This window comes from Gymnodinialimonas phycosphaerae, assembly GCF_019195455.1.
Taxonomy (GTDB): Bacteria; Pseudomonadota; Alphaproteobacteria; order Rhodobacterales; family Rhodobacteraceae; genus Gymnodinialimonas; species Gymnodinialimonas phycosphaerae.
Map to the genome: position 1 here is coordinate 2,518,792 of NZ_JAIMBW010000001.1, position 23,092 is coordinate 2,541,883.

Sequence of the window (23,092 nt, forward strand, 5' to 3'; positions counted from 1 at the left end):
GTGCGAGGCCCTTACACAGCAGGATTGAAACTTGTATCTACAAATATGTTAAGTCAATATGCTGCCATACACGGACACCTCAAAGGCTGACCCACTTCATGCCCGATCACAGCGTTACCGTCATCGGCGCGGCTCTGACGCCATTCAACCGCCGCAAGGACGGAACGGGGTTTCGCGACTGGGCGTTTGACGCCGTGGCACGGGCGCTTGCAATGTCAGACCTTGACCGCTCGGACATCGATGAGATTTTTGTGGCCTCCGAGAGTGACTTTTTCTCGCTCCAGCTGAACCCTGCCTCGGTCTTAGCGACAGAGCTTGGCTTCATCGGAGCCGCCGCCACGCGCGTAGAGGCCGGAGGCGCGTCGGGGCAGGTGGCGGTGCATGCAGGTGTGCGCGCGATCCAGTCCGGCGACGCAAAACATGTGCTTGTTGTGGGTGTAGATCCCTCGGCTTCCAGTCTCGCAGGCGATGCCATGCGCGCGCTTTACGGGTTCTCTTTCGACGCATGGACGGATGGGATGACCGGCGCCACGTCGACCGCCCTCTATGCGCTGTCCTATCAGGCCTTTGCGGCACGCTTTGGTTTGAGCGATGCGGATCTGACAGCGGTCACGCAGCAGAACAGGGCGAATGCGATGCGCAATCCGACCGCGCATCTTCGGCGCGAGGATAGCGCGGCCGAAATCGCGCAAAGCCCACTGATTGCGTCGCCCTACCGCCGCTTGCATTGCTCCCCGCTTAGCGATGGCGCCGCCGCCGTGATCCTGTCGCGCCGGGACGCTGCGCCATCCTCTCGCCGTCATGCCCCGGTCATCGTTGGAATTGGCGCATCCACCGACCATATGCACCTTGGCGCGCGGTCTGATCCAGGTGCCTTCGCAGCCAAGACCCGCGCAATGCAGCGGGCCTGCAAGCACGCGGATGTCACACCGGCGCAGATCGGTTTGGCCGAGGTTTATGACGCCTATGCCGGCGCACAACTGCAAGCCGTTGCGGCCCTTGGCCTGAGCGACGCACCGGGACGGGACCACAAGGACGGCACCTTCGGCCCGACAGGCCGCTGCCCCATCAATCTATCCGGCGGGCTCATGGGACAAGGCGCGCCTGTGGGGGCAACGGGGGTGGGGCAGGCCGCCACCTGCGCCCTGATCCTCGAAGGGCGCTACCACCCGGCGCTCCAGCCGAAAAGCCCGCCCGCCTACGCGCTTGCCGACACACACGGCGGCATCTGCACGACGGCGGCGGTGACAATCCTGCACCGGAAGGCCGCCTGATGGTCCCCTATCACCTCTCGCTCGATTACAACCTTCATCCCGGCTGGATGACCCCCTTCGTGGAGGGCTTGCAGGCGGGTTTGGCCGTAGCCCGGCGGTGTGCGGCCTGCGCGCAAACAGCGTTTCCCCCACAACGCATTTGCGCGTGCGGTGAAGCTGATGGCGCGTGGATTACCCTTACAGGAGACGCGATCATCACTTTCCGGACCGAAGGCGCGGACGGCGCGTTTGCCCTTGTGGTGTTTGCAGGCGCGGACACCTCTGCCGTGGTGCGCCTGACTGGGCTTGCATCGGATCAAACGCGGGGCACGCTTCATGCCTCCGACACCGGGTTGACCCTTGGCCCATTCCCGAAGGCACCTCTATGACCGATCAATTACGCATTCCGTCCGAGCACCTCAGCGCCCTGAACCTACGAGCAGAAGGCGACGGCTACGCCATTGCGTGGGAGCCGGACACCAATATCTTCCACATGACACTTGGCCGGCACCTCGGGCCTGAGGCCCGCAACAAGCCCGCGATGATCTTCGAGCAGCAGGACGGCCGCATCCAGGTGCAAAGCTTTGCCGAGGTCGACCGGGAGGCCACCAATCTGGCCGCCTACCTGCAATCCCTGGGATATGGGCGCGGCAGCCTGATCGGCATTCATACCGGCCAGCATCCCGATACCGCGATGGCCCATATGGCGGTTTGCAAGCTGGGGGGCACCGCCGTGACCCTGTCGCAACTCTACGGTCCCGACACGTTGATCCACGCGATGAACGACTGCCAATTGCCGGTCCTGCTTACCAGTCGTGACGCATGGAACGCCCTGCGCGACACTGCGCCGGACTGCCTGAAACACATCTTGTCCCGCGACCCGCAGGGGGCAGAGGTCGATCTGGGCGACGTCCTGCAAACCGACGCGCCGGACTTCACCCCCGATTATACCGGTGCCGACGATCCGGCGCTTTTGATGTATACCTCGGGCTCTACCGGCAAGCCGAAAGGCATTCTGCACGGTCACCGGATCCTTGCCGCCTATACCCCCTCCATCAACCTGTTCTTTGATCTGAGCATGGATGACGCCGATGCCGTCTTTTATTCCCCGTCCGATTGGGCTTGGGTTGGCGGGCTGCTTGACCTGGTATTCCCCGCATGGATGGCGGGCCGCCCCATTGCGACCACGCAGTCGCGCTTCACGGCCGAGGCAACCTACGCGTTCATGGCACGCCACAAGGTCACGCACACGTTCCTTGCGCCCACTGCGATCAAACGGTTGGCCCAAACTGCCGATCCCCATGCCGAGTATGACCTCGCCTTGCGGGTGATCTGTACAGGCGGCGAGGCCCTGGCCGCAGATACGCTGCATTGGGCGGAGACGCAGCTGCGTGTTGTCTGTAACGAGTTCTACGGAATGACCGAAGTAAATCATCTGATCGGCAATTGCGCCGCGTTGTTTCCACGCAAACCCGGCTCGATGGGCCGCGCTTATCCGGGCCATGACGTGCGGCTTGTGGACGGAGATGGAGAAGAGGTTGCACCCGGAGAGCCCGGTGAAATCGTGACCCTGCAAACCTCGCCCACGCGCTACCTCGGTTATCTAAACAACCCCGACAAAGAGGCCGAAATGCATCATGGCCCCTACCTGCGCACCCATGATCTGGCCGTGCGCGACGGGGATGGATATTATTGGTATAAAGGGCGATCCGACGACCTTATCAAATCCTCCGGCTTTCGCATCGGCCCGGCTGAAATCGAGGATTGTTTGCTGGGGCACCCCGCTGTTGCAGAGGTCGCCGTGATCGGAAAACCGGATGCGGATCGTGGATCCATTGTGAAAGCGGTCGTGAAGCTGCGCGCAGGGGCGACGGGTGACGAGGCCCTGAAATCCGCCCTGCGCGATCATGTAAAAACTCGCCTTGCCGGGTATAAAGCCCCACGAGAAGTGGTTTTCGTTGATGGGTTCGAGATGACATCATCGGGCAAGATCAATCGCCGCGCGTTGCGAGAGGCGGAGAACCAAGATGCAAGCTGATACGACACCGAAATATGAACACGCCTACCGTGTCATTCTTGGTCGGCTCAAGGCGGGCCGCTACCCGATCGGCGGTCGTATGCCCACGGAAAGTGAGTTGGCCAGGCACTTCGACGTCAGCCGTGTCACGATCCGCCGCGCGCTGGATATGTTGGTGCAAGATGGCTATGTCGAAAGCAAGCAGGGCAGCGGCTACACCGTTCTGACGCTCTCTCCCGCTTCCGACACCTGCCTGACGTCGTTCACCGATGCAATGCTGCGCGCGGGGCATGAGCCCACGTCGCGCTTTCTGTCGCTCGATCACTTTGCCCCCGGCGCGCCGGAGATTGCCGATCTTCCGCCCGAGCTATCGGACACGCCCATCACGCGCCTGATCCGCCTGCGCCTAGTGGATGGCACGCCGCGCATGTTGGTTATGACGTACGCGCCAAGTCACCTGTTGAAAGACGCCACCGCCGCCGATTTCCCTGAAACCGGGCCTGCGCAGTCCATCCTGCGCATCCTGAGCAGCCGGTTTCGGCTCAACTGGTCCGCCGCCTGCGAGGATATAAGCCCGGTCCTTGCCGATGCCGACATGGCCCGGATATTTGAGATAGAGCCAGGCCTTCCACTGCTGAAACAAGCCTGCTCGGCCTTCGACGATCAGGGACGAATGGTTTTCCACGAAGACGTTTTTCGCAACGGGCGGGTCAGCTTCAACCTCTCGCCGCGGGCCCGCACCCCGCGCCATCACTGAAGGATACGCATCCATGCCCGAGTTCAAGAAGCTCACCGCCGAACTGATGGACGAACGGTTGGCGTTGCCGACCGGAGATCCTGTCAGGTTGCTGATCGACACCGACACGGCCAATGAAATCGACGATCAATATGCGCTGGCTTGGGCGTTGCTGTCACCCGAGAAGATGACGGTTGAAGCCATCACCGCAGAGCCGTTTTCCTTCGCGCACCACCAGCCGGAACTGTTGAAAGCGGAGCGCGCGATCGAGGAAGGGAGCCGCCACAAGGAGCATCTTGTGGGGGGGTTCCAGGGTTGGATCGACCGCCTTCATGCCCAAGGCCGCCGCGCCGCGGATCTGTCGTTCGTCGGCCCTGCGGAGGGAATGGAACTCAGCTACGCAGAGATCCTTAAGATTTACGACAAACTGGGGATGCCATCCGACGGCAAGGTCTTCCGGGGCGCGCCGCGCTACATGACCCAGCCGGAAGATATCGTCGCATCAGACGCTGTAGATACCATCATCGATCTCGCCAAATCCGGCGATGCCCCGCTTTACATCGCGGCCATGGGCTGTGTGACCAACATCGCTTCGGCACTTCTCAAGGCGCCCGAAATCATCGACCGCATTGTCGTGATCTGGACATCGGCCTACCCGTCGTCCTCGCCGCATTGCTGCCGGCCCTCACTCAATCTTGTGCAAGATGTCCATGCCTCCCGTCTGATCTTTGACAGTGGCGTGCCGCATATCTACTTGCCGGGCTACCACGTCGGGGCGCAACTGAAGATCTCACGTCCCGAGATGGAGGCGTTCGTAAAGGGCAAAGGCGCCATCGGCGATTACCTGCATCACCTTTACACTCACAATCCGCTTCACGACATGTTCGCGATCACGAACCGCGAACAGCGGACCTGGGTAATCTGGGACATCATCAACATCGCGTGGCTGATCAACCCCGCCTGGGTGCCGACGTTCCTCACGAAATCACCAATTCTGGACGACGACCTGTATTGGCAGCACGATGAGGGCCGTCACATGATGCGCGAAGCCCATGACGTGCAACGTGATGAGATCTTTCTGGATTTCTACGCCAAACTCGCCGCGGCAGCTACGTGAAGTCGCGGGCGTCCAGATGCCCTCGCATCGGGCGCCTGCCGAGGATATCCATACCTGTCCAAGAGGCAAATTCGGTCAATGCGCCCGCATGATCGTTGGGGATCAGCACGAAATGATGCTCTAGCCCATGCGCCATGACGGTGGCCACGACGTCTTCCAGCGATGCAGTTTCACCGTCGACCGTGAACTGCTCCAGCCAGCCGCGGCATCCGGTGAAGCCGCTTGGATCGCGGCCCGCGACGACCGCCGTCATCGTAAACATCGCACCCGCGTTGCGCGCGATACGAAACAAGCTGACGGGACCATCGCGGAACACCAAGTCACTTATTGCACCGAAGAACGGTCCGGCTTGCGTCCCCCGACCGATCATCGGGTGATTGATCCATTCGGCACCGTTCGGATCCGCCAGATACAGTGGCCCACCGCCGCCGTGCCAAACCAACAGTTGACCTGCCTCAAGATCCGGCTCGGTCATATCGAGAAGATACCCGACCTGCCCGCAAAGCGCCTTGGCGACCAATTGAGATATCGCCCCCAGAACGTCCCCCTCGGACGCCACGGGAAGTGCGTGGCGTTCCTCCGTCCATGTGAAGGCCGCGCCGGGATGCATGCCGGGATTGCTCTGCAAAGCGGGCCAATCACTGACAGCGAGCGCCGCGTAACCGCCCTCCTCCGCCATCTCGCGCAGTGCCAAGGCCGCACGGGCGGTTAATGCCATTTGCTCATCAGACACACCGTTGACCCGCGCCGCCTCCGCCATCGCGGCAACTTCCGCTGTCACGCGCGCGTCGTCCAATGCGGCCATCCGTTCCGTCAACTCGTGCATGTCATGATGCGCAACCTCTACCCCGAGGCGTGCACGCAGGGCCGACGTGGACACCTCCATGTTGTAGAAGGTCATCGCCAACCCGCCGATCACACCAATCCGCGCGCCGTTCAGCGCCTTGGCGGCCTTGATCGCACGAAAGGTTGTGCGCATCCGCGCCTGCAACGCAGGGCTATCCGGCGCGCCGTGGTACCATTGGACAGGGCGCGTTTTCAGATCACGCACCTGACGGGCAATTGACATAGACATGTTCAGCGACACGAAATTGTTGAGCTGCACGTCGCCCGTGCGCACGGGTTCGGGAACCGACCAGAAGCCTGCCCGAAACTCGGACGCCGCAACCGTTCGCGCCACGTCCCCCATGGAAAAGCCACCGTGAAGGAGCAGCACGAAATCCACACCCTCCGCGCGGCACGCATCCAGTGCCGACAGGGTATCGCGTGCATCCATGGGAATGGTTGGGACGATAAAGAGTGAGATGTCTTCCGCTTCGCACATGACCGAAAGGGCAGATTGCGCGGCGTCCCAGACGCCATGTTTCTGGGGGAAATAGCTTGGCAATGACGCCTTTATTAATCCAACCTTCATGGCGCTCTCCCTAATCCAAAGCCGCAATGAGACGCTTCAAACGGGCCCGGCCCGTATCGCCGAGCCAGGCACGAAGCGCGCCCTCACCACCGCTCCCGAAGATATCCACCGCATCGGACCAGATGGCACGGCCACACATAAACCCCGCGAAGGTGCAACCGGCCTCTCTCGCCATTTTAAGGGACGCCTCGAACCTCTCGAACGTGACACCCGCGCTGAGGTAGACGAGATTGATCCCCCCGGCGGCGCTTGCGGCAGTGCGAAAGGCCTCCAACGCCTCGGACCTGGTCATCACCGGCGCGCCGAAGCCCTCCACGAAATCCAGATCCACCGGAATCTCCACCTTCAAGACTTCGGCCTGAAACCGCTCGTGGGCGAAGACCTCGGTCGCACGGCGCACGAGATCCGGTTTGATTTGCGCGTAGGCTTCCGTGCCCGGCGCGATCGTGGGGTGATACACGAGCGGTTCCATCAGGAACCGCACACCTTCCGCTCTGCAACGTGCGCCAACATCAGCCACGAGATCATGCTTGCGTGCATTCAGCTCCGGGCTATCGTCAGGGGCATAATACATAAAGAATTTCAGCAGGTTGACACCCATTCCCGGGAAGTCTTCCACCGTGAGGTTGTCCGGCAGGACAGTGATCCGATCCGCATCGGAGATATGATAAACGTCCGCCTCTAACGCGATCATGCGGGCGCAGCCCTCTGGGTAGCGAGGCAGCAAAGCGGGCCCACAGGTGGCATCCAACAAAACGGTACTTGCGTCAGGTCCAAGCATATCCAGAACCGCGCGCTTGAATGTCAAAAGGTCGCTGTCGGCCGCGTCCTTGCCACGCGCGTCACGCAGGCTTGCCGCCAAGCCACTGCCCGCATCGACCGCCACACCATGAAACCCGGATTGCATGACCTATCCTCCTTGGCTGTGCAGCGATGGGAAGTGTGGCGCACCATGGGGCGCGCGCCAGAACTCGAGCATCTCTGGCGTTGGCGTCAGCAGCGATATCGAGAAACCACCCATCTCTTGCGTGGTCGAGAAGGAGCCGATCATGGGCGACACCAAACTGATACCTCGGTCCGCCAAGGCGCTGACAACATCGCGATAGATCGTCAGAAGTTCCATCATCGTCGTCCCGCCTGCCCCGTTGATCAACGCCACCGTCGGCGTGCCCGGTGCGATGGAACGGTCGTCCAGCAGTTCGGAAATCATGAAGTCCACCAGATCCTTGACGGGCCCGATCTTTCTGCGCCCTACACCCGGCTCGCCGTGGACGCCCATGCCGATGAACACCTCATCTTCGGGCAGTGTGAACATCGCCTTTCCCGTCAACGGTGAAACGCCGGGCGACACGGCCACACCCAAGGTTCGGACAGCGGATCGCACATCGCGGCCAAGCGCCATCAATGCGTCGAGGGGCATCCCCATCTCTGCCGCAGCGCCCAAGATCTTGTATATGAACATAGTGCCGGCCGCGCCGCGCCGCTCATCCTCTTGCCCTTTCGGAGCAGACGAAATGTCATCATACATCAACAGCGGCTGTACGTTGAGGCCGTCGTCTTGTGCCAGTATCGCGGCGGTGTTGCCGTTGATTACGTCGCCCTCGTGTCGCGAAATCAGAAGAATGGCGCCCGCGTCGCCAGTGACTTCTTCAAGTCCCTCCAAGATGACATCGGGCGACGGGGCCGCGAAGACATCGCCAACCACATTGGCATCCAGAAGCCCTTCGCCAACGAACCCCATCGCGATTGGTTCGTGACCGCATCCGTTGCCGATCAGAAGGGCGACTTTGCCTTGGTGCGTCCGCAGATGGGTCCGACGCACGACGCGGGGGTGATTGCCGCGCACCACGATCGCAGGATAGGCGGCGACGAAGCCGTCAATCATGTCGTCGGGCATCCGGTCTTTGGAGTTGAACAGTTTTTTCATGTCGGACGTCCCGCGTAGGCGTTGAGGATTTCGGCAATGGACGTAGCCCCTGCATCCACATGCCCCACGCCCGCGCCCTCAACATACTTGGCGCGACCGCGTTTGGCGGCCATCGCGCGGGTCTTCTCGCACCCCTCAATGGCGGCCTGCGCGGCAGCCGCCGGATTTGGGGCCGCCGCAGCCGGGATCAACGCATCCAGCATGGTCTTGTCGCCCGCGCGGGCTTGACCCAGCAAAGCGATCTTGTCCGCCGCCTCGCCAAGGGCTGTTCCGAGATCAGCCCCCGCATCGGCCTTTTGCAACGCCGCGATCACCACCGCGAAGAGCGATCCGGAAGCGCCACCGGCGGCCTTGCGAAAGGCCCGGTCCGGAGCCTCGGCGGCATCTGCCGCTGCGCGTAGCCCCTTGAGGATGGTCGTTCCATGATCGCCGTCGCCCGTCGCCGCATCTAGGGAGTTGAGGTGGTCTTCCAACCCCTCGAACCGTCGTACCAGATCGGAAAGAAAAGCCTGCATCATTCAAAGGTCTTTCGCATGAAGTCCAGCGCACGCGCGGCCGCGTCGGTGGCGTCTGGTTCGATGTTGCGCCAGATGTTCAGGTCCGCACTGGCCGGGTTTCCGGCGATCACGAACATTTCTGCCACGATCCATTTGTCGTACCCGATCCCTCGCAGCGCGTCCGCAACCTCTGCCCAGGGTACATGCCCCGATCCCGGCACGCCGCGATCATTGTCGGATACGTGGAAATGCACCAACTGGTCCCCAGCGCCTGCGATAGCGGCGCCGATGTCCTTCTCCTCTATGTTCAGATGGAACGTATCCAGCAACGCGCCCACGCGTGTAGAGCCAGAAGCGCGGGCCATATCGGCGGCCTCGGCTGCGGTGTTCACCAGATCCGTCTCGAACCGGTTGATCGCCTCGATCCCGAGGGTCACGTCATGGGCTGCCAAATCACCATCCAGGGCAGCAAATGCCTGCGCCGAGCGCTCGGCGCGGACCGCCTTGTTGGCTGGATCATAGACACCCCAGGGCGCATAGACCACGCCCGCCAATCCGCGCGATCCGATTTTGGCGGTCGTGGCAATCGCCCACCGCAGATACGCCAATCCGGCTGCGCGAACGTCTGCGTCCGCGCTGGTGATGTCCTTGTCGGGCGCAAGGCCATCCGAGCATGTGACCCCTAGCCCATGATCGCGCACGGCACGTCCCAGGGCGTCTGCTTTTTCATCCGTCATGCCAAGCAGAGACACTTCGACCCCGTCGAAGCCCAGATCCGCCACGACGCGCAAGATCGGCGTGATCTCATCCGTCCATCGCGCCTGCCAAAGCCCCGCATGTATTCCGTACTTCATGCGATCACCCAGAGTGTTGCGGGTGGCAAATGGATGGGAACGCTGTCTCCGGGCGAGAACCCTTCCACCTCGTTCGGGTTGACCACGGCCTCAACACCAACATCACCGACGCGCAGCTTCAGGCGGGTTTGCGTGCCAAGGTAGATGACGTCCTCAAGGGTCGCGTTCAGATTGTTGGCCTCGCCGTGGGTATGGCCGATCCGCACATTTTCGGGCCGGAAGGTCAGCTTTCCGGGACCGCTGATGGCGCCGTCGGGTAAAACAAGCTTGCCTAGTAGCCCGTCGAATACGCCCCCATTCGACGTGCCGGGTATGAAGTTGTGCCCCCCGAAGAATCGCGCAGTCGCCTCGTCCACGGGACGTTTGTAGAAGGCGTCTGGCGTGTCGTATTGCTTCATCTGCCCGTCAAGGATCAGCGCCACGCGGTCAGCCAAAACCACCGCTTCTTCTTGATCATGGGTTACGAAAATCGTCGTGATCCCCATGTCCTGCTGGAGTTGGCGGATCAGATCCCGCATCTCGAACCGCAGGTGAGCGTCCAAGTTCGACAAAGGCTCGTCCAGCAACAACACCTCGGGCTGCACGATCAGCGCACGCGCCAGCGCGATGCGCTGCTGCTGGCCCCCAGACAACGCACTTGGTTTGCGGTCGCCGACATCCGGCAGCTTGACCAGATCCAGCATTTCGCCCACACGCCGCTTGATTTCCGCCGGGTCGGTTTTGCGCATTTTCAGGCCGAAACCGACGTTGTCGGCCACGGACATGTAGGGGAACAACAGGTAGTTCTGAAACACCATGACGACGCCGCGGTTTTCCGGTTTGTCGCGCAGGATGGAGCGGTCATTGAAAAGGATGTCGCCCGATGTCGTCTCCAGCAGCCCTGCAATCATCTTCATTGTCGTGGTCTTGCCGCAGCCGGACGGACCAAGCAATGCGGTCAACTCCCCGCTAGCGATCTCAATGCTCAAGCGGTCCAAGGCGGGCGTGACGGAGCCCGGATAGATCTTGGTCAATTCCTGTATTGAAACGTGGGTCATACGCGGCCAAAGCCTCCGACGGCACCGCTGCGGCCTGAGAGTTGCTTGGCGGTGAGGGCGAGAATGATGATGCCGGGCAGGATGTAGATCATGCCGATGGCACCTGTGATGTCGTTGCGCCCGGAGGTGGCGAAGTTGAACAGCAACAGCGGCAGGGTCACGACGCGGCCGCCGCCGATCAGGAGTGTCAGGATATATTGGCTCCATGAGACGAGGAATGCGAACAAGCCACCGACGATAATGCCGGGCATGATGACGGGCAGCGTGACGTACCAGAATGTCTTCAGCGGCGATGCCCCGAGGGAGCGCGCCTGCGCCTCAAACGCCGGGTCATAGTTGGAGAATATGCCCGCCATGACCAGCGTCATATAGGGCAGCGTCGGAATCAGGTGGACCAATATGACGCCCTGAACGGTGTTGGTCAGACCCAGTGCGATGAAAACGGAGTGGATGCCAAGGACCACAGCGATCCCGGGCACGATGGTGGGGGCAAGGATCATCAGTTCCACCACTTCCTTGCCGCGGAATTTGTACATCCCAAGCGCGCGTCCCGCAGGCACGCCCACAAGGATCGACAACGCGGTGGCGGCCAGCGATATCCCGATGGTCAGCCACAGTGCGTCCAGCACTCCCGCCGTGTCCGACAGGGCGTATTCCCAGGCGTCCAGCGTCCATGTCTGCGGCAGGATGCTGGGAAAGAACCAGCCGCGCGCAAACGACCAGATGGCCAGCGGGATCAGCGGCATCACCAGCCAGATCACCAACAGAAGGCAAGTAAGATAGCGGAACGTCTTGGTCCACATGCCGTCTTGTCCAATCATCTCAGGACCTCACTCGTTTGCGCGAATAGCGGATGTAGAAGAACAGCATGATCACGCTTAGCAGCGCGATCACGATGGCCAGCGCCATCGCCTCAGGCCGCGCGGCGAGGTCCACGTCGGTGTATTTGCGGTAGGCCAGCACCGGCAGCGCGGCGGGATAGTTCTGGCCCAAAAGTGCCGGGATTTCATAGGCGCCGAAGGTGAAAGCGAAGACGATCACGCTGGCCGATAAAAGGCCCGGAAAGATCAGCGGCAGCAAAACATGGCGGAAGCTTTGCCATTTGGACGCACCAAGCGAGCGCGCCACGCTTTCGTAGTTGTCCCCCAGCGCCTGCATGTTCGCCAACACGATGACGCCGATGAACGGCACCTCTTTCCAGACGTATTGCAGGATGATGCCGATGGCGAAGGGGTCGAACACCAATGCCGGGAAATCCGCCGGGCGCTGGATCAGGTCGGCCTCGGCCGCGAGGCGCGCGAAAACACCGGACTGTGAGAACAAGTACAGGATTCCGATCGCGCCGACCAAATGCGGCACCGTCAGGTTCAACTGGAACAGGAAGTTGATGATCGCCCGCCCAATGAACGCGCGTCTGAGCAACAGCGCCGCACCGACCGCCAAAATGCATGACAACACGGTGGAGGTGAACGAGATGTGGAAGCTCAGCAGGAACGAGAGGTAGAATTCTTCATCGGTGAAAATGGAAAAATAGGCGTCGAAATTCGGCTCTGTCAGGCCGATCACCGGCATGTAGTTGAAGCTGCGCATCAAGCCGATCGCCAGCCCGCCGAAAAACAGCAAGACGATCACCGACATCGCGGGCAAAAGCAGCAGGAAAATCTTCACGCGGTCCGACATGTGCGCCCTTCACGGCAACGCGCGCCCGATCGATTGGCCGGGCGCGCAGATGGCTCAGTTCGAGCCGACGTTATCGATCCAACCCTGCTCGATGGCAGAGATCCAGGAGGCTTGCAGCTCCGGCAGCGCCGTGTCCGCCAGGTCCTGTGCGGGCACCACGTTGGGGTGGCGCTCCACCGCCTCGAACATTGCGCGCGTCGCGTCATCGAGGCGGCTGATGTCGATGCCCGGCTGCGTGCCCCAGACCTCGGGTTGCAGCTTTTCCAACTGCGCCTGCACCGACAACAGCACGTTTTGCAGCACCAGCGCCGCCGCCTTGTTGGGTGAATTGAACGGGATCAGCGTGTAGTTTGTGTTGCCGATGGTCCCGTCCGCCATCGCATAGCCCTGCGTGGTTGGCGGGAAGGTCCCGTTTTCGATGTTCACGCCCACATTGGCGGGCTCATAGTTGAACACGATCCCCACCTCCTGGTTGGCGTAAAGCTGTTGCAACGCGGCGATGCTTGCGGGGTAGGTCTGCCCTTCGCGCCAGAGATACGGCTCGATATCATTGAGGATCTGCCAGGTCGCTTCCGCCGCCGCGTCATAGCGCTCCTGATCGAACTCGCCGAGCAGGTTCTCAACGCCACCGGCGGCGTGGTAGAATACGTGCCGCACAAAGACCGAGCCGTTGAAATCGGGCGGCGCGGGGTAGGTGAACTGGCCGGGGTTGGCCTCGATCCATTCCAGCAGCGCGGGGATGGTGGTGGGCGGCGCATCATAAAGCGCGGTGTTGTAGGCAAAGGCGAATTGGGCCGTGTTCCACGGCACTTCACACCCATTGACAGGCACGCCGAAATCGTTGGCAATCGCCGGGTTGTCCCAGTTGATCAGCGCGTTGTTGGGCAACACGTCAGGATAGCCGCAATAGACCAGATCGCCCTGCATCATGGTGCGGAAATTCTCGCCGTTGATCCAGATCATGTCGACGGTGCCGTTGTCCATGTTGCCTGCCTCGCGCTCTCCCAGCACGATATTCACGACGGACGCTGTGTCGGTCACGCCAACGCGATTGAGGGTGATGTCATACTCCTCCTCCAGGATACCACCGATGTATTCCGAGACGTATTGATTGATCGTGTCTGACCCGCCCCACATGAACCAGTTGACCTCGCCCCCGCGGGCCAGCTCGACAATCTCGTCCCACTCCATCGCATTGAGCGCATCGCCATCGGCGGTATCGGCCATGGCAGAAAAAGGCAGCATCGCCGCTGTCGCGGCCAGGACGGCCAGTTTCGAAAAATATCTCATCGTCGTTCCTCCCAGAAACTACTGTTGTTGATTGCTATCTGCGTCGTTCAAGCACCTGCGTATTGCACCGCCTCTACTACCTCCAAAGCCACTTCGAAGACTTCCGCATTTGACCGGCTCAATCGCGCTGCATCGTCTGGTTCCAGCGAATCCATGAACGTGCGCCCATGGGGTAACGCGTCCCAAACCGTCAGCATCGACAACACCTTCGCACCAAATCTGTCACCCACTGCGATCACGGCAGAGGTTTCCATATCGATCGAGACCAGCCCCTCACGCGTCCAGCCTGCGCACATTTCGTCGGATTGCGCAAAGAGACTTGGCCAAGTCAGATGCCTTGTGCGGGCCGGCTGCACGTCGCGTGCAATCAGCCGCGCATGCGCCAGATCCACAAGGTCCGGCGCGGCAAACACCGTTTCCCCTGCGCCATAGTATTGCGACACGCCATCGCGCGCGGCACAGCTTTCGGGAAGGGCCACCATACCGGTGGAGACGTCCATATTCAAAGTGCCGCAGGTGCCGATCTGGATCAGGACAGGCGTCCCCATTTGCGCGAATATATGGGCAGGCTCTACAGCCCGCGCGGCCCCGTAAGCACAACAATAGGCGATGGTCAGGCCGTGCCACGTTCCGACGAAAATGTCAGGAAACGGAAGCTCGCGTACGTCTTCCAGCAGATCAAGGCGCGACGCGGTTGCCGTCTCGCGCCACCAGGTGCCTTCAAGGATCAACGCATCGGGTTCTTGCCCCTGGGGCATCCCAAGTGCGTTCCGCCATATTGTGTCGGAGTAGTCCAGGATCGCCATGCAGACTGACCTTGCCTTCAGGAAGTGCAATTATTTGTCTATACAATTTGATAGGAACAACTCCCACCAGTCAAGCTGTACCTGACTCAAGATCGCACCTGACGCGCGACGCTCGGACAGGTATTGCCTGCGCTCCCGACCGCTGGAGCATCGTGCGTTTTTCGGGAAGGAAGCCGAGGGGGTTGCGAATTCTCGGTGCAGCAACCGTCCAAACCCTCAATCGCGCTGCCAAGATCGCGACCGCATGCGACTGCCCCGCAATCAACTAACTGACGAACGCGCCCACTTAGCGCCCCGCCATAAGGTCCCGCAAAACATCGCGGTCATGCATACTGCCACCCCTGTCGGCGTGGATCGGCACGCCAAATGCTGTGTCACGGGTCAAGGACGTTGTGGCAAGTGTCGGCGACAAAAGGGCCGCGGCGGGTTAATCGGCGGCGAACCGAACCTGTTCATGTGTGCCAATGATGCCCGCCATCGCCTTGCGCTCAGGATAGGTGTCCGATGCGATCACGGCGGCACAATGCTCACGCTTGGGCAGAAGCGGGATGCACGCGGACGATTCCCAAGACAGTGGCTACGTGGAGGCCCGGAACATTGGGCACTCGAGGATCCGCTGCGGGTTAGGGCTACTCGACGGTCAGACGCCAAAGTACCGAGTTGCCCTGTTCGAGGTCGGGGCCCCAGATTATCTCTGCGGCCTCCGACCACGTGATCGCATCATAGCCACCCTTTGGATCGACCTTTGCCGCGGAGTAGACGCTTGCCCGGGGCGAGGCGGAGGCATCGAAACCAGATTCATCCCAGCCGTTCGGCTCTTCCGAAACCTCGCACCCGCAGGCGCCCTATCCGGCGACAGGATCACTTTCGCCCTCGCACGCCGCATCAAGCGGGGCGGTGTGGATGACAAGGCATTGCCAAGCCGCATCGCTGACGGCGACGTCATCGCCCGCCGCGTCCCTGATCTGCATGATCAAACCGTCATTGCCGGTCTATTGGCGCCTTGTACCGATGTATTCGAGGCCATTGTCATTCCCGATGACGTCGCGCGTGAAAAGGCCGATCGTGAAGGGCCGCGTCGGCTCGAAGGTGAAGCTTTCGGCGTTGAAGGAGCGTTCGGTCGTAATTGAAACGCTTTCGACGGCCACCAAACGGCCGTCGATCCGGTAACGCCCCGCGTTCTCGCCCGTCGATTCCCAGATGCCGCCCGCATCCTCCAGCGTTGCAGGGCGGAACGGCCCGACCTTTAACCCATCGGGCAGATAGCCAACGGTGATCTGGTGGCATTGCGCTACCATGCCGTTTTCCAACGTACACTCCACGATTTCGGGCGCCTGAATGAAGGCAGTTTGCTTAAAGGCGGAAAATCCCGGTGGGCGAAGGCTACCGTTGAGTCAGCCATCATCACCGCAACGGGCAGGACGTTGGATGTACAGACGCAAGGCATGCGGAGTTCCGATGTCGAAGTGCCGGGTTCGGAGGCACAGTAAATACGCCCGCCTTTGCAGGCAGGCGGCAAGGGCCTTTGACCTTGGCGTGATCGTGCCGGAGATTTCAGCGCACGCAGCGCACCAGGTTGTCGGGCCGGTTGTAATCGCAGACGTTGACCGAGCACGTCGTGTCCTCGGTCATTTCCTGTCCGACCGTCGTCTTGATCGACGAGCGTTGCGCGCCCGAGCCGTGCCAATCGGTGAATTCCGTCTGATCGCCCGCCATGCTGAGCGCCTGCCCAAAGGCGATGACGTTGGCGTGGGTCGTCCAGTCGCCGAAAGTGGTGGAGGTCCAGAAATCCAGCGATACGGAGTCTTGGGTGATGGCAAAGACACTCGTATCGATGGCCGGAAAGCCGGTGCCGCTGTAATTGACAATGCTTTGCAGTGTCTTGGAATTGGGCAGGCGCCAGTCATCGTATCCGCCCAGGTCAAGCGCCTCGCAATAGGCCAGCGCGTCGGCCCATTCCCGGCGCTCTCCATCGTCGGCCTGCTGCCATATCAGGCCCGTGGCCTCATCTGTAACAGTACCATCATCGTTTGGCACAAAGACGTTCACTCCGTAGACGTCTTCCTCGCCGCTGACGCAGCGCACGAAATTTCCGGGCACCTGCCCGTCCGAGCCTGTCAAACCGCCGGTCGCGGGCGCGCCTGTGTAGAAGTCCAGCCCGGTGCCATAGGCCTTGATATGCCCGTCGGCGAAGTTGAAACCGAACGCGGCCTGATTGCGGCCGTTCTGGACCGGCCCCCTGATATAGAGCGTGGAACTCCAATACTGTCCGGCGAACGCCATCTGACCCTCTGGGTAATAGAAGTCGAAGACGCTCACATCGATATAGGGGATCGGCTCGCCCTCTTCCGGGGTCAGAAGCGCGCCGCGGTTGTCCGCGAGCGAGTAGAGCTCCTGGATCGACGGCACGCGCCAGTCCGCCCTGCCGCCCAGGTCGAGCGCCGCGCAATAGGCCGAGGCGTCGGTGTATTGATAGCGCTCGTTCTCGGGCGTCTGCTGCCAGACGAGCGTGGTGTTATCGTCAAGGATCGTGCCGTCACCCAGATCCGTATAGGAGGCGGCGAGGCCTGCATATTGAGCATCCTGGCCGAAAAGCGGCTCGCCTTCGTCGGGGCAGTCGATGATATCCCCAACGAGGTCATAGCACGCGGCCTGCATCGTATCGATGACCGGATAAGTCAGGTCCTGCGCCTGCGCGGTCGTGGCCGACAGGGAGACCACCAACGCGGTACGGGTGAGGGATGTCATCGGATGTTCCTATCAAGGTATTGAGGGAAGGGCTGTTGACGTCAACATTCACGAAAATCTGCGAGAGAGAATGAAGCGACTGTGCAGGAAACATGAAGGCAGAAGCCTGTCGGGTCAGGCCCTACGACCTGCACTCAATCCTCATAGGCGTAGCCGACTCCATAGACCGACCGGATCGGATCCCAATCCGTTGTTAAATGGATCTTTCGGCGGATATTGCGGACATGGCTATCGATGGTCCGGTCCAAGACCTCTGCATCATCGGGAAAGGCCAGCGACAGCAGTTGATCGCGCGAGAACACGCGGCCCGGTCGCGCGGCCAGAGCCGCCAACAGCGAGAATTCGTGCCGCGTGAGGTCAAAGTCGACCCCGTCGAGCGTCGCACGCCACCGTTATGCATCGATCTGTAGCCGTGCATCTGACCTGTCTTCCGCCCCTCGTCCGGCCAATGGCCGTCGCCGCAGCACCGCACGCACCCGCGCCACCAATTCGCGCGCGGAATAGGGTTTGCAGAAGTAGTCGTCCGCCCCCATTTCCAAGCCGAGAAGACCGTCGATTTCTTCGACCCGGGCGGTCGTCATGATGATCGGTACGTCAGAGCTTTTGCGCAATTCGCGACACATGGTCAGTCCGTCCACGCCCGGCAACATCAGATCGAGGATAATCAGATCGGGGGCCTTGCCCAGCGCCGTTTCAACCGCGCGGGTGCCTTCGGACAGTGTTTCAACCTCCATGTTACCCGCAACGAGGTAATCGCGAACAATCTCGGCGAGGGCGGTCTCGTCCTCGACAATCAGGATGCGTGGCTTGGTCATTTCCGGGTCTCCGGCAACGTGAAGGTCACTTTAAGGCCGCCCAGATCCGACGCCGTGGCGGTGATAGTCCCCCCGTGCGCTTTGACGATGGCCTCGCTGACGGGTAGACCCAGCCCCGAGCCGCCAAGCGCGCGCGAACGCGATCCTTCGGCCCGGTAGAACCGGTCGAACAGCTGGGGCAATGCGCCATCGGGGGCCGCTGGCGGCGTGTCTTCAGTTGACACTTGCGCGAAGTTTCCATCGCGCCAGATTGCCACTCGCACCATCCCGGGGGCATCGGTGTGGCGCGCGGCGTTCTGCAACAGGTTGTCGATCACCTGGGCGATCCGCAGCCGGTCACAGATGACGGGTAACGTTTCGGGAAACGCGCAATCGATGTCGAGGCCCGCGGCCTCCAGTGCCGGGCGCGCGATCCTCGACCGCCTCCGTGGCGATGTCCACCAGATCCTCGCGGGCCATACTGGTCACGAAGTGTGCCTCACGCGCATAGGTCAGTATCTTGAAGTCCTGCACCAGTCGCGACAGCCGCATTTGCGCTGCGTGCATTTCGGCCAACGTCTCCTTGTCGGGCTGGCGCACACCATCTTGCAAGGCCTCGATCTGCGCACGCAGAACTGCCAGCGGGGTCTGCAACTCGTGGGAGGTGTTGGAGATCCATTCGCGCTCGGCTTGCGTCTTGCGCGCTAGCGTTTCCGCCAGAACGTTGTAGTGGCTGATCAGATCACCCAATTCATCGGTGCGGTCCTTGTCGATCCGGGCGGAGTAATCGCCCGAAGCCAGGGTCTTCGCCCCGGCTTGAAGTCGTTTGATCGGGACGAGGATTTGCCGCGCGATCAGGAACGCTGCTGCGGCAGAGGCCATGAGCGCAATGAGGGCGGAAAAGGCCAGCGAGGCATATTGCCCGCGCAGGAAGAAAGCATCGCTGGCGCTATCTGACATCCTTGGCGCGTTCAGGCGAATGTATCCGAGTGGGGCGCCCTCGGGGCATCCGCGCGCGGTGCAAATCGGGCGCTGTTCGTAAATGGCGGTCCGTGTCGGCGCACCGGCAATTCGATTACCCGCCGCGTCAAGCAAGGCCAAGCGTTCCCCCAGCACGAGGGGGTCCGCGTTGACTTCTTCCTGGGAGGGGGCGCCGGGGGGCGTGAAATGGGTGCGGACGAATTCGTTCCAGACCACGGGATCTTCCGCCAGGTCCGGCCAGCCAGGTGCGTCGGGATCATGCGCCAGGGCCAGTTCCCGCACCAGTGAGTCGAACCTGATCAACTCTCCGCGCAGCAGGTATTGCGAAAAACCGTCGCGCATAGACAGGGCCACCAGTAGCGCCATCGTGCCGATCACCAGCGTCGCGGTGGCGGCGATGGCAAGGAATATCTTGGTGGTCAACGACATGCATAGGCGGTCCATTCGATCTAAGTGGCACGCGATTGTGCAGAGAGCATGCAGAGCCCTCACAATACCCATGGCACGCGTCCAGACTAAGCGTTTGAACACTATACTAAAACCCTGCCTGGGTCCGCCCGCGCGGAATCTTCCGGGTCTCGGTATTCGCTGCACATTCTTGCGCCATGATCAGCCGCAGATCGATTCTTCAAGGACGCCTCCCATGTTGAGAAAAATCAAGATTGCCCTTTGGGGACTAATGACAGGCCTGAGCGCCCTTTGGCTGCTGGCCAACCTTCCGTTTCCCGAAAGCCTGACCGTCATTTCGGTCCGCAACCTTCTGGTGCAGTTTTCCGGCGTGATCGGAATGGGCGCAATGAGTGTGGCGATGATGCTCGCTGTGCGGCCCGTGTGGCTGGAGCCTTGGCTCGGCGGGTTGGACAAATCCTACCGGCTGCACAAATGGCTGGGAATTGCCGGGCTGTCGGCCGCGATCTTCCATTGGGCGGCGGTAAACGCCCCCAAATGGGCAGTGACCCTTGGTCTTATGACCGCGCCCGAGCGTGGTGCCCCGCCTGCGGGTGCTGAGGCCACGGACATCGTCACGATCGAGTCCTTCCTGCGCGGATTTCGTGGGATTGCCGAGGGGCTCGGTGAAAAGGCGTTCTACGTCGCTGTGCTTCTGATCGCCTTGGCGCTGATCAAGTGGTTCCCCTATCGGTGGTTCGCCAAGACGCATCTGTTCATCGCGGTGGCCTACCTGGTTCTGGTCTTCCACTCCGTCGTGCTGATGGATTTCGCCGCCTGGACCCAGCCGATCGGTACCGTCACAGGCCTGCTCCTGCTCACAGGCACCATCTCGGCAGTGATCGTGTTGACGCGCCAGGTCGGCAAACGCCGCAAGGTGGACTGCATCGTCGAAGACCAGCACAGCTTTGCTGATATGGGCGTACTTGAGACCACGATCCGGTTGGAAGACGGATGGAAAGGCCACAAGAGCGGGCAGTTTGCCTTCGTGACTTTCGACAAGAACGAAGGCGCGCATCCCTTCACTATCGCCTCGGCCTGGGACGCGGATGATCCACGCATCATGTTCATAACCAAGGGCTTGGGTGACTATACAGATTTGCTGCCCAAACAGGTCCAGCCCGGCGCAAAAGCAACCGTCGAAGGGCCGTATGGTGGGTTCACCTTTGATGACACGGCACCGCGTCAAATTTGGGTCGGCGGCGGCATCGGCATCACGCCGTTCATCGCGCGAATGAAGCAACTTGGCCGCACGCCGGGCAGCTAAAGCGTCGACCTGTTCCACACCACAACGCAGCTTGCCCCCAGGCGCGGGAAAAACTGACCGCCGATGCGAGAGCCGCGGGGGTGAACTTGCACATAATGGTCGACGAACAGGACGGGTTTCTGACGGGTGATAAACTGCGCGCCGCCGTGCCGGATTGGAAATCGGCAACCGTCTGGTTCTGCGGCCCCGCCGGGTTCGGCACCGCCTTGCGTCGTGACCTTGCAGCGCAAGGTCTGCCGCGCGGCGCCTTCCATCAGGAACTGTTCAACATGCGCTGAGGCGCCATTTCCAAAAGGGATATCCCGATGACGATCAAAAGCATCAACGGCTGCATTGGTTGCGAGGAATGCGTCAAATCGTGCCCCTGCGATGTCATCCGCATGGAGAACGGTCGCGCGGTCATCACCTACGCCGCCGATTGTCAGATCTGCCATCTGTGCCGGATGTATTGCCCGGTGGACGCGATCGAGATGTCACCCGAGAAATCCATTCCCGTCATCGTGCCTTGGGGGTAGCGCCATGAAACTCACCGTTCAACGCGCTACCATCCTCGCGGCCCTCGCCATCTTCGTCGGCCTGCCAGTGCTGTTCTATGCACTCGGCGACGCGCCCCGCCGGACGTTGCTGAAAGAGGCGATCTCTATCTCAACGCTCTTCGCGTTCGCCGCCATGCTGGGCCAGTTCTTCATGGCGCGCAGCAACACCTGGCTTTTGAGCGTCTTCAAGCCGCCGCAGATCCAGAAGGTCCACAAGTATATCGCCTACACGGCGGTCGCGGTGATCCTGGCCCATCCCGCGCTGATCGTGCTGCCGCGCGCGCTGGAGGGCGGGGTGCGGCCCTGGGATGCGCTTGTCACGATGATCACGACTTTCGACAGCATCGGTGTGGGGCTGGGTCTTGCCGCCTGGGTGGCGCTTCTCGTCCTGACCGTCACCGCCTTTTTCCGCAAACCCATCATCAAGCGCCTCTCCACCCATTATCGCGGCTGGCGCTACCTCCACGGTGGTTTGGCCACGGGCTTCACGGCGCTTGCATTGTGGCATGCGATCAAACTCGGCCGTCACACCAACATCGCCATGTCCCTGTTGTTTCTGGCTCTGGCTGTCACCGGCTTTGGCATGTTGGCCAAGCTGTATTGGGCGGCCCGGCCAAGACCGCACAAGTCTATCCAGAAGCAACCCGCATCATGACCACGACCGTCAAAGACGGTCATCCGATGCGCAATAGGTGCACCGAACATCGCAGACACACAAATTACCACGCCATGACCTGCAAGCCCATCCTGGTCGCTCTTACCGCATCGACCGCGATACTGGCAAACCACGCAACCGCGCAGGACTATACCTCCGCCAAAGATTTCTATGACCTCTCCGAGATGTCCGAAACCGGCATGTACACGCAGGGCGGATCGAAACCTGGTGAGGGCAATTCCTCCGGGCCACCGCCGCAAGGCGATGTGCAACTGCAGGAGGTTCGGGTCGGCCCCGCAACGTTCAGCGTCAATTACCCGATCTTCGAAAGCTTCGACGCGCTGCCCGAGGACGTGGACCTGATCCGCGAACCAATCCAGAGCTTCGAGCCCCCCGAAGGCGACACCCATTACTATGAGGTCGTTCTGGTCGAGAGCATGAACATCAGCTGGGTGCAGGCCGCGATCCTGGCGGAAAGCGAAGGCGGCTATCTTGCCTCGCTGACGTCGCCGGACGAAAACGCCTTCGTCTTCAGCCTGGTCGATGACGACAGGTATTTCTGGCAGTTCCCCGACGACTACACGCCCGACAGCCACTACCGCATCAAGATCGGTCCGTTCCTGGGTGGTGTACGCGTCTCCGACGCCGAGGAGTCTCTCGACGGGTGGCAATGGCTCTCCGGCGAGCCGCGGGACTATACCAACTGGGCTCAGAACCTTGACGACGGCGTCACCGACCGCGATCCGCGCGACAATACCCAGTCCAACGGGACGGGGCGCCAGAACGTCATGGGCTTTGGCGAGTTGAACGTGCCCGTGCCCACCTGGGGCGATTATTGGGACACCGTCGCCCAGTATGGCGAACGTGGGATGCCGACCGGATACAACAGGGGCTTCGTCATCGAATATGATGAAATGCCGAACTGAGCCCACAAAAGCGGCCTTGCACCATCAGGTGCCGGGCAGCCCTCTTTCTCTGCCATGGCTTCCGTCAGCCCCCCAAATCTCTTCGCATTTCAGCACACTGCCTGAACCGT

Annotated in this window: 26 protein-coding genes and 1 pseudogene; 10 read left to right on the top strand and 17 right to left on the bottom strand. The window is 61.2% G+C overall.

All coding sequences use genetic code 11. From position 1 onward, the window contains the following. Window positions 1-98 precede the first annotated feature (98 nt). The 5 genes from KUL25_RS12480 to KUL25_RS12500 are packed head-to-tail and all read left to right on the top strand — an operon-like array spanning window position 99 to window position 5,123. Complete coding sequence (locus tag KUL25_RS12480; RefSeq protein ID WP_257893236.1) at window positions 99-1,274, top strand: thiolase family protein; 1,176 nt, start codon at window positions 99-101, stop codon at window positions 1,272-1,274. Continuing rightward, the gene (locus tag KUL25_RS12485) at window positions 1,274-1,642 is read left to right on the top strand and encodes a hypothetical protein (protein ID WP_257893237.1); all 369 of its coding nucleotides are present in this window, start codon (window positions 1,274-1,276) and stop codon (window positions 1,640-1,642) included. The genes KUL25_RS12480 and KUL25_RS12485 overlap by 1 nt, the downstream gene beginning before the upstream one ends. Beyond that, window positions 1,639-3,291 (top strand): acetate--CoA ligase, encoded by a 1,653-nt coding sequence (locus KUL25_RS12490; protein WP_257893238.1) that lies wholly within the window; start codon window positions 1,639-1,641, stop codon window positions 3,289-3,291. The genes KUL25_RS12485 and KUL25_RS12490 overlap by 4 nt, the downstream gene beginning before the upstream one ends. Continuing rightward, a complete protein-coding gene (locus KUL25_RS12495) occupies window positions 3,281-4,027 on the top strand; it encodes a GntR family transcriptional regulator (protein ID WP_257893239.1) in 747 nt (248 codons plus the stop codon). The genes KUL25_RS12490 and KUL25_RS12495 overlap by 11 nt, the downstream gene beginning before the upstream one ends. 13 nt (window positions 4,028-4,040) lie before the next feature. Further along, window positions 4,041-5,123: a nucleoside hydrolase gene (locus tag KUL25_RS12500; RefSeq protein WP_257893240.1), complete on the top strand. Its 1,083-nt coding sequence runs from the start codon at window positions 4,041-4,043 to the stop codon at window positions 5,121-5,123. Here the strand turns inward: KUL25_RS12500 and KUL25_RS12505 are convergent. The 17 genes and pseudogenes from KUL25_RS12505 to KUL25_RS12585 all read right to left on the bottom strand — a co-directional run bounded on the left by KUL25_RS12505 (window position 5,116) and on the right by KUL25_RS12585 (window position 19,580). Then, entirely contained in the window at window positions 5,116-6,537 is a 1,422-nt protein-coding gene (locus tag KUL25_RS12505; protein WP_257893241.1) for an L-fucose/L-arabinose isomerase family protein, read from the bottom strand. The genes KUL25_RS12500 and KUL25_RS12505 overlap by 8 nt on opposite strands. A 10-nt stretch (window positions 6,538-6,547) precedes the next feature. Next, entirely contained in the window at window positions 6,548-7,444 is an 897-nt protein-coding gene (locus KUL25_RS12510; protein ID WP_257893242.1) for a tagatose 1,6-diphosphate aldolase, read from the bottom strand. A gap of 3 nt (window positions 7,445-7,447) precedes the next feature. Then, on the bottom strand, window positions 7,448-8,464 hold the full coding sequence (locus KUL25_RS12515; RefSeq protein ID WP_257893243.1) for a dihydroxyacetone kinase subunit DhaK: 1,017 nt from the start codon (window positions 8,462-8,464) through the stop codon (window positions 7,448-7,450). Continuing rightward, window positions 8,461-8,979, bottom strand: coding sequence for a DAK2 domain-containing protein (locus KUL25_RS12520; protein ID WP_257893244.1), 519 nt, complete (start codon window positions 8,977-8,979; stop codon window positions 8,461-8,463). The genes KUL25_RS12515 and KUL25_RS12520 overlap by 4 nt, the downstream gene beginning before the upstream one ends. Beyond that, window positions 8,979-9,815 carry a sugar phosphate isomerase/epimerase family protein gene (locus tag KUL25_RS12525; RefSeq protein ID WP_257893245.1) on the bottom strand — a complete coding sequence of 279 codons (837 nt, stop codon included), beginning with the start codon at window positions 9,813-9,815 and terminating at the stop codon, window positions 8,979-8,981. The genes KUL25_RS12520 and KUL25_RS12525 overlap by 1 nt, the downstream gene beginning before the upstream one ends. Then, window positions 9,812-10,852 carry an ABC transporter ATP-binding protein gene (locus KUL25_RS12530; RefSeq protein ID WP_257893246.1) on the bottom strand — a complete coding sequence of 347 codons (1,041 nt, stop codon included), beginning with the start codon at window positions 10,850-10,852 and terminating at the stop codon, window positions 9,812-9,814. The genes KUL25_RS12525 and KUL25_RS12530 overlap by 4 nt, the downstream gene beginning before the upstream one ends. Further along, on the bottom strand, window positions 10,849-11,673 hold the full coding sequence (locus KUL25_RS12535) for an ABC transporter permease (RefSeq protein WP_257893247.1): 825 nt from the start codon (window positions 11,671-11,673) through the stop codon (window positions 10,849-10,851). The genes KUL25_RS12530 and KUL25_RS12535 overlap by 4 nt, the downstream gene beginning before the upstream one ends. Before the next feature lies 1 nt (window position 11,674). Beyond that, window positions 11,675-12,532 (bottom strand): ABC transporter permease, encoded by an 858-nt coding sequence (locus KUL25_RS12540; RefSeq protein ID WP_257893248.1) that lies wholly within the window; start codon window positions 12,530-12,532, stop codon window positions 11,675-11,677. 54 nt (window positions 12,533-12,586) lie between these two features. Beyond that, window positions 12,587-13,822: an ABC transporter substrate-binding protein gene (locus KUL25_RS12545; protein WP_257893249.1), complete on the bottom strand. Its 1,236-nt coding sequence runs from the start codon at window positions 13,820-13,822 to the stop codon at window positions 12,587-12,589. 47 nt (window positions 13,823-13,869) lie between these two features. Continuing rightward, window positions 13,870-14,628, bottom strand: a complete 759-nt coding sequence (locus tag KUL25_RS12550) for a phosphorylase family protein (protein WP_257893250.1) — start codon at window positions 14,626-14,628, stop codon at window positions 13,870-13,872. Between the two features lie 845 nt (window positions 14,629-15,473). Continuing rightward, the gene (locus tag KUL25_RS12555) at window positions 15,474-15,599 is read right to left on the bottom strand and encodes a hypothetical protein (protein WP_257893251.1); all 126 of its coding nucleotides are present in this window, start codon (window positions 15,597-15,599) and stop codon (window positions 15,474-15,476) included. Between the two features lie 21 nt (window positions 15,600-15,620). Further along, window positions 15,621-15,950: a hypothetical protein gene (locus KUL25_RS12560; protein ID WP_257893252.1), complete on the bottom strand. Its 330-nt coding sequence runs from the start codon at window positions 15,948-15,950 to the stop codon at window positions 15,621-15,623. Between the two features lie 232 nt (window positions 15,951-16,182). After that, a complete protein-coding gene (locus KUL25_RS12565) occupies window positions 16,183-17,376 on the bottom strand; it encodes an Lcl C-terminal domain-containing protein (RefSeq protein ID WP_257893253.1) in 1,194 nt (397 codons plus the stop codon). Between the two features lie 134 nt (window positions 17,377-17,510). Beyond that, window positions 17,511-17,726 (bottom strand): annotated as a pseudogene (locus tag KUL25_RS12570) (winged helix-turn-helix domain-containing protein); the annotation flags it as partial. A 42-nt stretch (window positions 17,727-17,768) separates the two neighbouring features. After that, window positions 17,769-18,191, bottom strand: a complete 423-nt coding sequence (locus tag KUL25_RS12575) for a response regulator (RefSeq protein ID WP_257893254.1) — start codon at window positions 18,189-18,191, stop codon at window positions 17,769-17,771. Next, window positions 18,188-18,637: a sensor histidine kinase gene (locus tag KUL25_RS12580; protein ID WP_345791023.1), complete on the bottom strand. Its 450-nt coding sequence runs from the start codon at window positions 18,635-18,637 to the stop codon at window positions 18,188-18,190. The genes KUL25_RS12575 and KUL25_RS12580 overlap by 4 nt, the downstream gene beginning before the upstream one ends. Then, the gene (locus KUL25_RS12585; protein ID WP_257893255.1) at window positions 18,528-19,580 is read right to left on the bottom strand and encodes a HAMP domain-containing protein; all 1,053 of its coding nucleotides are present in this window, start codon (window positions 19,578-19,580) and stop codon (window positions 18,528-18,530) included. The genes KUL25_RS12580 and KUL25_RS12585 overlap by 110 nt, the downstream gene beginning before the upstream one ends. Before the next feature lie 214 nt (window positions 19,581-19,794). On the opposite strand from KUL25_RS12585, the gene KUL25_RS12590 reads away from it, so the two are divergent. The 5 genes from KUL25_RS12590 to KUL25_RS12610 all read left to right on the top strand — a co-directional run bounded on the left by KUL25_RS12590 (window position 19,795) and on the right by KUL25_RS12610 (window position 22,982). Beyond that, entirely contained in the window at window positions 19,795-20,865 is a 1,071-nt protein-coding gene (locus KUL25_RS12590; RefSeq protein WP_257893256.1) for a ferredoxin reductase family protein, read from the top strand. A gap of 80 nt (window positions 20,866-20,945) precedes the next feature. Next, window positions 20,946-21,143 (top strand): hypothetical protein, encoded by a 198-nt coding sequence (locus KUL25_RS12595; RefSeq protein WP_257893257.1) that lies wholly within the window; start codon window positions 20,946-20,948, stop codon window positions 21,141-21,143. 27 nt (window positions 21,144-21,170) lie between these two features. Beyond that, window positions 21,171-21,380 carry a 4Fe-4S dicluster-binding protein gene (locus KUL25_RS12600; protein ID WP_257893258.1) on the top strand — a complete coding sequence of 70 codons (210 nt, stop codon included), beginning with the start codon at window positions 21,171-21,173 and terminating at the stop codon, window positions 21,378-21,380. Between the two features lie 4 nt (window positions 21,381-21,384). Next, complete coding sequence (locus KUL25_RS12605; protein WP_257893259.1) at window positions 21,385-22,056, top strand: ferric reductase-like transmembrane domain-containing protein; 672 nt, start codon at window positions 21,385-21,387, stop codon at window positions 22,054-22,056. Between the two features lie 74 nt (window positions 22,057-22,130). Further along, window positions 22,131-22,982, top strand: a complete 852-nt coding sequence (locus KUL25_RS12610) for a C-type lectin-like domain-containing protein (RefSeq protein WP_257893260.1) — start codon at window positions 22,131-22,133, stop codon at window positions 22,980-22,982. The last annotated feature ends 110 nt before the right edge of the window (window positions 22,983-23,092 follow it).